Consider the following 11,173-nt stretch of genomic DNA (forward strand, 5'->3'; position numbering starts at 1 on the left):
AGATGCTTACGTCACAACTTATCCCTTTTTGATTGAAAATCTGCCGAAGTCAGGAAAGGGGGGGTTCGGGATCAGGGGCAGTTAAGACTCCAGTCATACTCGTAATCTATCGACCCTTTAAAGTTTTTAAGCCGCTCTGTGAGCTTTTTATCCGCATAACTTTGAAGATGCCTTATAATGTCCTGCTCATTTTTACCGAAGTCCTCTGAATACCACTTGTAGATGCTCGAGATAATGATCAGATCGTTCTCGATGAAGCTTACCCCGCGAGGGTGGTTCACGTATTCCCGCGCCGCGGCAGCCAGCAGCCCCTCCGTGTTTTTCGCCGAAAAAGCCGTCTTTAGCAGGCTGGGACACCCGTAGCTCGCGCAGCTCAGGCCGTAGTGAATAAGGTTGTCTTTCCAGATCGGACGGAGGATACCGTTTTCAATATTATCAAGAGTCAGGTTCTGGCCGGCCACTTTCGCGTGGGTTTCTTTCCATGGACCAGAGCACTGCGAACCCGAAACACGGTCTCTGCATATCTCAAGTATGGACTTAACCGGGTAGGCGTCCACCACTAATTTCACCGTAAGGGAGTTGTAGAAGTTTATCCAGTAGGCTTTCTGTTCGGCTTTTGAATAGTCTCTTGGGTCAATGCGGTGCAGGTATCCAAGATACTCCGCAAGCTTCGCCCTGTCCCCGGCGTCTGCCTTGAGTGAGGCATAATCAAACTTGCTTACACCCGAAGGGTCAACCTCAAGGTAAGCGTTTAATATCTGCTGCCATGAAACGTGGTCAATTTTCTCCGTGTTTGCCTCGTTTTCCCTGTCCCAGAACGAAATCTGCACGGTCTTGGCCGATGCGGGGGAAATATTCGGAAACGAAGCAGGCGAGATAACAGAAACAAGCAAGAAAAGAACCGCTGCTTTAAGGTGTCTGGCAGCGCCGTTTGTTTTCATATAGGGATATTCTCTCCTTGTATGGCGTTAGCCGGTTTATGCGAACTGTGAAAAAAACTGGTTTGCGTGTTATAAATTAGGTTGTAATGATAACACCGCCCTTAAAAGTTAAAAGCGATTTCCCGGCTTCCTCGAAACCTCCATGTCTGCTCTGAACGAAGGAGCTCGACCCTCAGCCGCAATCAGACGGTGGACTGACATAGTCGGGTTTTGGTGTGCCGCGGTTTACTGTGCTCTTGCCTTTTTGGCCCGCCAGCACGGAGAACCCGCTCTGCCGCTTTTTTTTCTACTCGCGGCATGCGCCGGGCTGCCGGTATTTCTTCTCTATTTTTATGCTTCCGGCAGGGGGGAGCGTCTCCCGTTTGGCCGCGTGTTTCTCTGGGCGGCTGTATTCAGGATCTGCGGACTCTTTGGGGGACCCTTTTTCGAGGATGACTTCTACAGGTATCTCTGGGACGGCTACCGTTTCGCCACGACCGGCTCGCCTTACGGAGTGGCTCCTGAAGCCTTTTTCGCTGACCCGGCGGTTCCGCAGTTGTTCCAGGGAATTCTCGACCGGATAAACAATCCCGGACTGCCGACCATTTACGCCCCCGTAACCCAGTTCGTTTTTCTGCTCGGTTACCTGATTCACCCGGGAAGCGTAACGGCTCTGCAAGTAATTCTGATAGGGCTTGATCTTGTGACAATAGCCCTGCTTTTTCGTCTTGCATCCGCCCGCAACGTCATGCTGTATGCGTGGTGTCCCCTTGTTGTAAAGGAAATAGCCTTTACGGCCCACCCAGACGGGGCAGGGGTCTGTCTTCTTGTGGCCGCGATTGTTCTCTCAAAAAAATCCCGATGGAAAAGCGCTGCTGTCTGCCTTGGAATGGCTGCCGGGGCCAAGGTGTTCGCGCTGCTTCTGGTTCCCCTGGTGCTCCTCCGCGCTGCACCGAGGTACTGGATACTGTCTGCGGCTGTGTTTGTGGGACTTTACGCTCCGTTTTTCTTAAGCGGCGGAACCGACATGGAGTCATTTGCGGTCTTTGCCCGGGAGTGGGAGTTTAACTCGGCGCTCTTTGGTTTTCTCTCAGCCGCCCTGGGACTGTTTGAGACCAAGTTCATACTCGGCCTCGGGTTTGGCACCCTGTGGATATCCTACGCCCTTAAGTACCGAAAAAGCGACGGAACCGTACCCCGCGGAGACTGGATATACGGAGCGCTTCTTGCCGTATCTCCGGTTATCAATCCGTGGTACCTGCTTTGGCTTCTTCCCTTTGCCGCGGTTTTCCCGAGTGCCTGGGCGTGGACAGCGTCGCTTTTCGTGCTTGCAAGTTACGTAACCGGGCTTAATCTTAATGACTACGCAATGGGACCGTACCAGCATCCTATATGGGTGCGTCCACTTGAGTTTGTCCCGATTCTGCTGGCGGCAGGATACGACCTGCTCCGCCACCGGAGACAAAAGGCCAGGGAGCGGAATGAAAATTAAACCGAAGCCAGAGGCCTTGAGCAAGGAAATTCCGGAATCGTTCGAGATCCGCTTTTTTCAATCCGGGTGCGCAATCAAAATTCTTCCAAGAAATTATCTGAGAAATATTGTAGAATTTTCCGGCGGAGGTAAGAATGGAACTCTACATATCAATGAAGGCAGAGAACATAAATCCGACCATGTTCAAGCATGTGACAATGGATATGCCTTCCCCCCAGAATAACGGTTATTTCATCGCGGAGTACAGAGAGGCCGAAGAGGAAAAAATACTCATTCTTCACAAGTACTCTTCAATGCTTGAAAAAAAACTCCAGAAAGTCGGGTATTTTCTTGTGGAAAAATTCAACAACGGAATAATCGTCAAGAAAAAAGTCGATGAATCAAGAAACTACATGGATGAATGGGAGGAGTGGGTGGAGTTTTCAAACGCCCTGCTTGAGGAATTTGAGTCTTTTTTCGATAGTGTCTGATAATTCACTGCAGGTGAACTGAGCGGAGACCTCCCTTCCCCGGACTAGCCGCAAATACGCCTACCAAATAAATGCAGCAGAAAACAAACTACAAAGACACCCTTAATCTTCCCAGAACAGATTTCGCGATGAAGGCCAACCTGCAGCAAAAAGAGCCTCTCATCCAGAAATCCTGGGAAAAGGAGAGCCTGTTTGAAAAAATCCGCGAAAAGAACCGAAACCGCGAAAAGTTCCTTTTCCATGACGGACCCCCTTACGCAAACGGGCCCATTCATCTGGGGCACCTGCTTAACAAGGTTCTAAAGGACCTGGTCGTACGCTCAAAGATAATGGAAGGATTCAACGTGGATTTTGTTCCCGGCTGGGATTGCCACGGCCTCCCGATAGAGCACAAGGTATTAAAAGAGCTGGGGGAAGACGCCTCCGCCATGCCGGCGCTCTCAATCAGACGCAGCTGCGGCAAATACGCGGCAAAATACGTAAAGATGCAGTCAAAGCAAATGATTCGTCTCGGCACTCTTGGCAACTACAAGGAACCCTACCTGACGATGACCCCCGGTTATGAAGCCGGAGTGCTTGAGGCATTCTCGAAACTGCTTGAAAAAGGACTTGTTTACAGGGACTTAAAACCTGTCCACTGGTCAATTGAAAACCGTACAGCCCTCGCGGAGGCGGAACTCGAATACCACGAAAGAAAGGATAAAAGCGTCTACGTGCTCTTTGAAATTGACGACCCGGCGGCACTGCCCCCGTCCCTTAACGCAAAACAGGGCGAGAGGGTGTGCCTTATGATATGGACTACAACGCCCTGGACCCTTCCGGCGAACCTCGCCATTTCTGTGGCGCCGAAAGGAAAATACGGTCTTTACAGGTCCCCTGAGGGTGAGAATCTGATTATCGGCGAGTCTCTCTGCGAAGAAGTTTTCGAGAAATCGGGAAAAGGGAACTACGAGAAAGTCGGTTCCTGCCTGGGAGAAGAGTTCTCAGAACGGGGCGTATCATGCAACCACCCGTTTATCGAGAGAAAATCAGCAGTGGTAACGGCCGATTACGTGACTTTCACAACCGGAACCGGATGTGTCCATACAGCCCCCGGTCACGGCGATGAAGACTACAGAACTGGTCTTAAGGAGGGACTTGATATCTACTGTCCTGTCAGGGAGGATGGTACTTTTGACGATACGGTGCCGCAGTGGTTAAAAGGAAAAGGGGTCTGGGAAAGCAATGAAATAATAACGCAGAGACTTTCGGATTCCGGAAACCTTTTTCATTCTGAACCCTATGTCCACAGCTATCCGCATGACTGGCGAAGCAAGACTCCCACCATATTCAGAGCGACAGATCAGTGGTTCATACATATGGACAAGCCCTTTGGCGAAACGGGGAGGACCCTGAGGGAAATCGCCATTGACGCAGTCGCAAAAAACATTGATTTCTATCCTGACTGGGGAAAAAGCCGCCTTGGCGGCATGCTTGAGTCAAGACCCGACTGGTGTGTATCCAGACAAAGATCATGGGGGCTTCCGCTTCCGTACTTCACGGATGGAGAAGGCAGGGCGGTTATGACCGTGAAAATGGTTGCGGCTGTTTCAGAAAGAATAAGAGAGAAAGGTTCTGACGTATGGTTTTTCTCAGAGCCCCTCAAGCTTCTTAGTGACTATGATCCGAAAGACGACCCCGAAGCCCCGGATTGGCTTCGGTCAAAAGAGGATATGGAGAAGCTTTTAAAAGGCGGTGATGTATTTGACGTGTGGTTTGAGTCGGGCTCGTCTTGGAATTCGGTGCTCAGAGCCAGGGATCTCGGATACCCAGCGGACATGTACCTTGAGGGATCGGATCAGCACAGGGGATGGTTCCAGTCATCGCTTCTGGTTGCCCTCGGAGCAACGGGGAAGAGCCCTTTCCGTGCGCTTTTCACCCACGGGTTCATGGTTGACGCCCGCGGCAGGAAAATGAGTAAGTCAGGCGGCAATGCCATTGATGTAGAGGACATACTGGGCAGGTACGGGGCTGATGTATGCAGATGGTGGGTAAGCTCCCTTAGCTATTCAAACGATATAAAGGTCGACTGGGAGTTTTTTGACGTGGCGGCGGATGAGTACAGGAAGATACGGAACACCATAAGGTTTCTCCTGGGAAACCTGAGCGATTTTGACCCAGAGCAAGACGCAGTCGAGATGGACGAGGAGGACAGGTACTCGATCGATCGCTGGGCTCACTGCGAGTTCACGAGATTCGCCGAGGAGACCTCAGAAGCCTACAGTGGGTTTCAATACAAAAAGGCAAGTGATCTTCTGTTTTCGTTCTGCTCAAACGAGATGAGCGCGGTTTATCTTGCCTGCGTAAAGGACAGGCTTTACTGCGAGAGAAAGGACAGCAGGAAAAGAAGGCGCTCCCAGACAGTCATGTACGAAATAGCTGAGGGAATAATAAAGTTCCTGGCCCCAATACTGGTTCACACCTCCTATGAAGCCTGGAAATCCCTTAGAAAAGACCCTGAGGCAAACGTGCATCTCGAAGAATTCCCCCGGGTAAGAAGAGTTCCGGCAGAAGGGATATGGAGCGATGTCATGGACATAAGAAAACGGTGTCTAAAGGCTCTTGAGGAAGCAAGAGGGGAGGGGTGCATAAGCAATCCCCTTGATGCGTCTGTTCACCTGACGGTCGGAGGGGAGCTTTTAAGCGAGATAAAAAAGTTCGAGGGGGAACTTGAAGATCTCTGCGGAGTGAGCAGGTTCAGGGTCACTGAAGGGGATGAAATCCTTGTGGAGCTTACCGATATATCTTCTGAACCCAGATGCGAGCGTTCTTGGAAGAGGGGGGAGACCGTCAGGAAAAGGCAGAACGGAAACTTTCTAAGCGAAAGGGACGCGCTTGCGCTCGGGCTTTAATCCGTCTGCCGCGGCGACGCCCGGGCGAATCCTATCCCGGAGGCCAGGTGAGCTTTCTTCCGCCGAGGATATGTATATGCAGATGAAAAACGCTTTGTCCCGCGTCCTCGTTCGTGTTAACCACGAGCCTGTAGCCGTTTTCGCCGAGGCCGAGAGATGAAGCTATCTCCGAAGCCTTGACCATAAGGTGTCCCAGGACCGTCTGATCCTCCGTCCCGACAGTGGCCATTGAGACTATCGGCTTTTTCGGTATCAGAAGAACATGGACTGGCGCCTGGGGATTTATGTCCCTGAAGGCAAGACACGTTTCGTCTTCATAGACTATATCGGCTGGAATCTCCCGGTTTATTATCTGCGTGAAAATCGTACCCATAACTTGATTGTCCATTAACTCTGTGGGCATGTCAAAATTCCACTCGGTCGGGAACAGAAGCCATAACTGCCTGAAGCTGTCGGGGAACCGTTCATCCAGTATTTATCCCACCTGAAATTTCTGTCCGAAATGCGGATAAGAACTACCGTGCAAGCATGAAAACACAGCATTGCGCAGAGCGGGCTAATATAGTAAAATAAAAATCAATATTTGCTGAGCATAGACCGTGGGGAATAACCAGAAATTGAAGTTCTATGAGTGTCAAGAAAAGAGATGGTTTTTCTGCATCAGGAGAAGTATCAAGTTTTACCCCACCCTATGTCACGGACGGTTCTGTTTGTAGGATTTACCCCCCCCCCCATATTCACAGACCCCATTATCAAAATCTGAACCAGTAAGAGCAAATCCACCCTCAGGACTTTTTGCGGGGGCAATTACAAAGACTCTTCTTGGTTTTCTGTTCCTGTTGCTCCCGATTATTGCGGCACTAGCACCTGAAGCCGTCGCACAGACTAAACCTGAAATCACTATATCTGGATCCGGCGAAATACCAGAAGGTTCGTCTGGAACCTTCACTGTGAGTGTAAGTGATATATCACAAGACTTGCAAATAAATTGTAGAACGACAAATCAAAGTTATTACATGAATAGGACTAATACGGATTATGAAATAAGTGGTTGCAACACTCGCACTTTAAGTATGGCAAATGGAAGTAATCAATCTATCCAAGTCACGGTAAGGACGATTCGCGATGATTACTATGAACCGAATGAGCGGTTTACTTTAGAGATTAAGGGCGGTGGCACAACTGCCACAAAGAAGATCACGATCCCGGAGAATGGCAATAAACCGACGCTTAGAATTAGAACAGAAGTTGACGGTATGCAGAAGACACAAGCCAACGAGGGAGATACCGTTTCCTTGGTTTTTACGCTCTCGGGCGGGGCTGACCTTGATTATCCGATTGCATATCGATATTCCTTTTCAGATAAACACACCGCCACAACAAAAACAGGGTTTGGCGGCGCAACAAATCTTGATATCCAGGATCCCTCTTCTAAGACTATAACAATCCCCGTTGGAGATAAAAAAAGAACCGGCACATTCACGATATCCGATGACATGATTGACGAACCGGATGAAGAATTTAGTATTGAAATATCTTCACAAGATAGCTACTCCAGCAATATCAGGGGTAGGGCTGATATTGCATTCACAATTACGGGTACAGATATGGGAGGCGGGAATGAAATCCCCGTTTATCTTGCAGGAATTTCAGGGTCGGGGCGAAGAACCCAGCTCATTCTATCGGAAGGCTCAACGGCTACTGTAGAAGCCATGCTCCCAGTTCGTGCTCCTGAAAGTGTCGACATTCCTATTACATGGAGACTCCTTTCGGGTGCAGCTACGAATGACTTCACACTCCCGGGGAGAATTACGATTGGAAAGGACTCTACATCGGGTTCCATTACCCTTAGAACAACAGATGATTCAGCAAACGAGAACGAATATGAAGGTCTGTTAATTGAACTGGGAGATATGCTACCGGATGGGTTCACCGAGGGAGACAGGAGCAAGCTTGCAGTCGCAATACGTGACGACGACCCGATCGGTATCTCCTTGAGGAGGTTAAGCGCTAGAACCATTTCTGAAAATAATGGAGAGGCGACATTTGAAGTACATCTGTCTCGACCTCTTGCGACTGAACCGAATTCCATCCCTGATGGTTTTGACGGAATACAATTCACAGAAACCGATCTAAGAGCCTTACTTAAGTATTCACCAAATGGTTCTAACGGAGCTGTACAAAATGCAGATTTCACCCCGTCATCACCAAACCCTGTTAACTTCATTGACTGTACCAACCGTCAGACATGCAGAGTAACGGTGACAGCAAAAGAGGATAATTTGCATGAAGGTACAGAGGAGTTAGAAATATCCATCGATGAGAATCTCTCCACTTCTGGTACCTTCTCAGGAGACATAACAGAGATTGAGGTAAGGGGAAACCCTCTATTTCTCTCGATTATAGATAATGACCCTACTCCCACGGCGATTACGCTTTCGGTGGATGCGGACACTGGCACGGGTGGCACCCAAGACTCCCTGGCCGAAAACGGAGGAGCGAAGACCGTGCGGGTAACGGCGACGCTTGAGGGAAGTTCTACTTTCCCCGAGGCAAAGACGGTAACGGTGGATGTGGGCAAGGACGACGACAGCGCCACTGAGGGGGTGGACTACGGTGATGTGACGCAGAAGAGCATCACGATCGATGCAGGCACGTCGAGCGGCTATGTGGAGTTCACAATTATACCCACTGACGATACCCGCCACGAAGCAAACGAAACGATCAGCCTTGGCGGCACGCTGACGGGACTGACGGTTACCGACGCAACCATAACCCTGACGGATAACGATGCCGCGCCGACCACTCTCACTCTCACCGTCGACGCCGACACCGCAACGGACAATACACAGACAAGCATAGCGGAGGGCGGAGGGGCCAAGACCATGCGTGTCACCGCCACTCTCGACGGTTCAACCCAGTTCGACGAGGACAAGATCATCACCCTCGCCGTCGGCAAGGACGACGACACTGCCACTGATGGGGAGGACTACGCGACGGTGACGCAGAGAACTATCAAAATTGATGCGGGGGCCTCGAGTGGTTATGTGGATTTCACGCTGACGCCCACAAATGACAACCTGCACGAGGGCAGCGAGACGATAAGCCTGGTCGGGACGCTGGAGGGTGTGACGGTAACGGACACCTCGGTCACGCTGACAGATGACGATGCAGCCCCCACCGGCATCACGCTTAGCGTGGACACCAACGGCGATACCGCGGGCACGCCGAGCACGGTGGGCGAGGGCGCAGGGGCCACGTCGGTAACCGTGACCGCGACGGTGAACGGCGTTACGCGTTACAAAGACGCAAAGACCGTCATCGTGAGCGTGGCAGACGATACGGCCGACTCCCCGGCGGACTATGCGGCGGTGTCCGACGTCACCCTGACCATTGCCGCGGGGGCGGCGAGCCGGAGCGGAACCTTCACGGTGACTCCGGTGGATGACAGTCTGGACGAACCGGATGAGACCATCGACGTGACCGGATCCTCAGGTTCTCTCACCGTGACCGGGACAGAAGTCACAATCACCGACAATGACGATGCTCCGAGCTTTTCCGTTACCGGGGGCGAAGCAAACGAGGGCGATTCGATCACCTTCACCGTAACCCGGGCCGGCGCCGCGGGGAACGCCGTGAGCGTCGATATCGCAACCCAGGCGGATTCAGGCGACGGAGTAAAGGCAGCCGATACGGATGACTATACTGCCCTTTCTTCGCGGACGCTCAGTTTTGCAGCCACGGAGACGAGCAAGACGGTTATGGTGGCAACCGCCGAGGATGATCTCTTTGAACCTGACGAGACGTTTAAGGCGGTGCTGAGCAGCCCGGCGAAGGCGCAGGATGATCCGGCAACCGGTGTGACCATCGAGTCAGGCAAAGGAAGCGCCACGGGTACGATAAAAAACGATGATACGCAGCCTTCGTTTTCCGTCGCGGACGCAAGCGCCTCCGAGGGCGATACGATCACCTTCACCGTGACCCGCTCGGGGGCGATGGACAATGTAGTTTCGGTGAAGTGGAACACCAAGGCGGACACCGGGGCAAACGCGGCCTCGACCGGTGACTACACCCCGGTGACTACGGCCACTACGCTCAGCTTCGCCAAGGGGGTGGAAACCCAGACTTTCACGGTCGCCACCACCGAGGACGTTCTTGACGAAGCCAACGAGACCTTTGTTGTGGAACTTACAGATGCTGTAGGCGGCACAATCTCGGATGCGGAAGCCACAGGAACAATCACAGACGATGACGCCACGCCTACCGGCATCACGCTTAGCGTGGACACCAACGGCGATACCGCGGGCACGCCGAGCACGGTGGGCGAGGGCGCAGGGGCCACGTCGGTAACCGTGACCGCGACGGTGAACGGCGTTACGCGTTACAAAGACGCAAAGACCGTCATCGTGAGCGTGGCAGACGATACGGCCGACTCCCCGGCGGACTATGCGGCGGTGTCCGACGTCACCCTGACCATTGCCGCGGGGGCGGCGAGCCGGAGCGGAACCTTCACGGTGACTCCGGTGGATGACAGTCTGGACGAACCGGATGAGACCATCGACGTGACCGGATCCTCAGGTTCTCTCACCGTGACCGGGACAGAAGTCACAATCACCGACAATGACGATGCTCCGAGCTTTTCCGTTACCGGGGGCGAAGCAAACGAGGGCGATTCGATCACCTTCACCGTAACCCGGGCCGGCGCCGCGGGGAACGCCGTGAGCGTCGATATCGCAACCCAGGCGGATTCAGGCGACGGAGTAAAGGCAGCCGATACGGATGACTATACTGCCCTTTCTTCGCGGACGCTCAGTTTTGCAGCCACGGAGACGAGCAAGACGGTTATGGTGGCAACCGCCGAGGATGATCTCTTTGAACCTGACGAGACGTTTAAGGCGGTGCTGAGCAGCCCGGCGAAGGCGCAGGATGATCCGGCAACCGGTGTGACCATCGAGTCAGGCAAAGGAAGCGCCACGGGTACGATAAAAAACGATGATACGCAGCCTTCGTTTTCCGTCGCGGACGCAAGCGCCTCCGAGGGCGATACGATCACCTTCACCGTGACCCGCTCGGGGGCGATGGACAATGTAGTTTCGGTGAAGTGGAACACCAAGGCGGACACCGGGGCAAACGCGGCCTCGACCGGTGACTACACCCCGGTGACTACGGCCACTACGCTCAGCTTCGCCAAGGGGGTGGAAACCCAGACTTTCACGGTCGCCACCACCGAGGACGTTCTTGACGAAGCCAACGAGACCTTTGTTGTGGAACTTACAGATGCTGTAGGCGGCACAATCTCGGATGCGGAAGCCACAGGAACAATCACAGACGATGACGCCACGCCTACCGGCATCACGCTGACGGTGTCGCCAGCCACCATCGGCGAGGCGGACAGCGAGA

At 52.6% G+C, this 11,173-nt stretch carries 6 protein-coding genes; 4 read left to right on the forward strand and 2 right to left on the reverse strand.

The window, feature by feature from the left end; translation table 11 throughout:
• Nucleotides 1-71: 71 nt before the first annotated feature.
• Nucleotides 72-941, reverse strand: coding sequence for a DUF547 domain-containing protein (locus tag OXG75_05980; protein ID MCY3625519.1), 870 nt, complete (start codon nucleotides 939-941; stop codon nucleotides 72-74).
• 142 nt (nucleotides 942-1,083) lie between these two features.
• On the opposite strand from OXG75_05980, the gene OXG75_05985 reads away from it, so the two are divergent.
• From OXG75_05985 to ileS, 3 genes are all read left to right on the forward strand, one after another.
• A complete protein-coding gene (locus OXG75_05985; GenBank protein ID MCY3625520.1) occupies nucleotides 1,084-2,412 on the forward strand; it encodes a hypothetical protein in 1,329 nt (442 codons plus the stop codon).
• Between the two features lie 134 nt (nucleotides 2,413-2,546).
• Complete coding sequence (locus OXG75_05990; protein ID MCY3625521.1) at nucleotides 2,547-2,882, forward strand: hypothetical protein; 336 nt, start codon at nucleotides 2,547-2,549, stop codon at nucleotides 2,880-2,882.
• A gap of 71 nt (nucleotides 2,883-2,953) precedes the next feature.
• Nucleotides 2,954-5,773, forward strand: a complete 2,820-nt coding sequence (gene ileS / locus OXG75_05995; GenBank protein ID MCY3625522.1) for an isoleucine--tRNA ligase — start codon at nucleotides 2,954-2,956, stop codon at nucleotides 5,771-5,773.
• A gap of 31 nt (nucleotides 5,774-5,804) precedes the next feature.
• Here ileS and OXG75_06000 read toward each other — a convergent pair whose 3' ends face one another.
• Nucleotides 5,805-6,161, reverse strand: coding sequence for a histidine triad nucleotide-binding protein (locus tag OXG75_06000; GenBank protein MCY3625523.1), 357 nt, complete (start codon nucleotides 6,159-6,161; stop codon nucleotides 5,805-5,807).
• Between the two features lie 868 nt (nucleotides 6,162-7,029).
• Between OXG75_06000 and OXG75_06005 the strand changes: the two genes are divergently transcribed.
• Nucleotides 7,030-11,173: hypothetical protein (locus OXG75_06005; GenBank protein ID MCY3625524.1), on the forward strand; the 4,144-nt coding region annotated here is incomplete at its 3' end.

It is taken from the genome of Candidatus Dadabacteria bacterium (assembly GCA_026705445.1).
In the GTDB taxonomy this organism is placed as follows: Bacteria; Desulfobacterota_D; UBA1144; order Nemesobacterales; family Nemesobacteraceae; genus Nemesobacter.

Bases quoted from the DNA above. Each gene is read 5' to 3' on its own strand.
- OXG75_05985 (MCY3625520.1), top strand. From the start codon at position 1,084: ATGTCTGCTCTGAACGAAGGAGCTCGACCCTCAGCCGCAATCAGACGG.
- OXG75_05990 (MCY3625521.1), top strand. From the start codon at position 2,547: ATGGAACTCTACATATCAATGAAGGCAGAGAACATAAATCCGACCATG.
- ileS (MCY3625522.1), top strand. From the start codon at position 2,954: ATGCAGCAGAAAACAAACTACAAAGACACCCTTAATCTTCCCAGAACA.
- OXG75_06000 (MCY3625523.1), bottom strand. From the start codon at position 6,161: ATGGACAATCAAGTTATGGGTACGATTTTCACGCAGATAATAAACCGG.
- OXG75_05980 (MCY3625519.1), bottom strand. From the start codon at position 941: ATGAAAACAAACGGCGCTGCCAGACACCTTAAAGCAGCGGTTCTTTTC.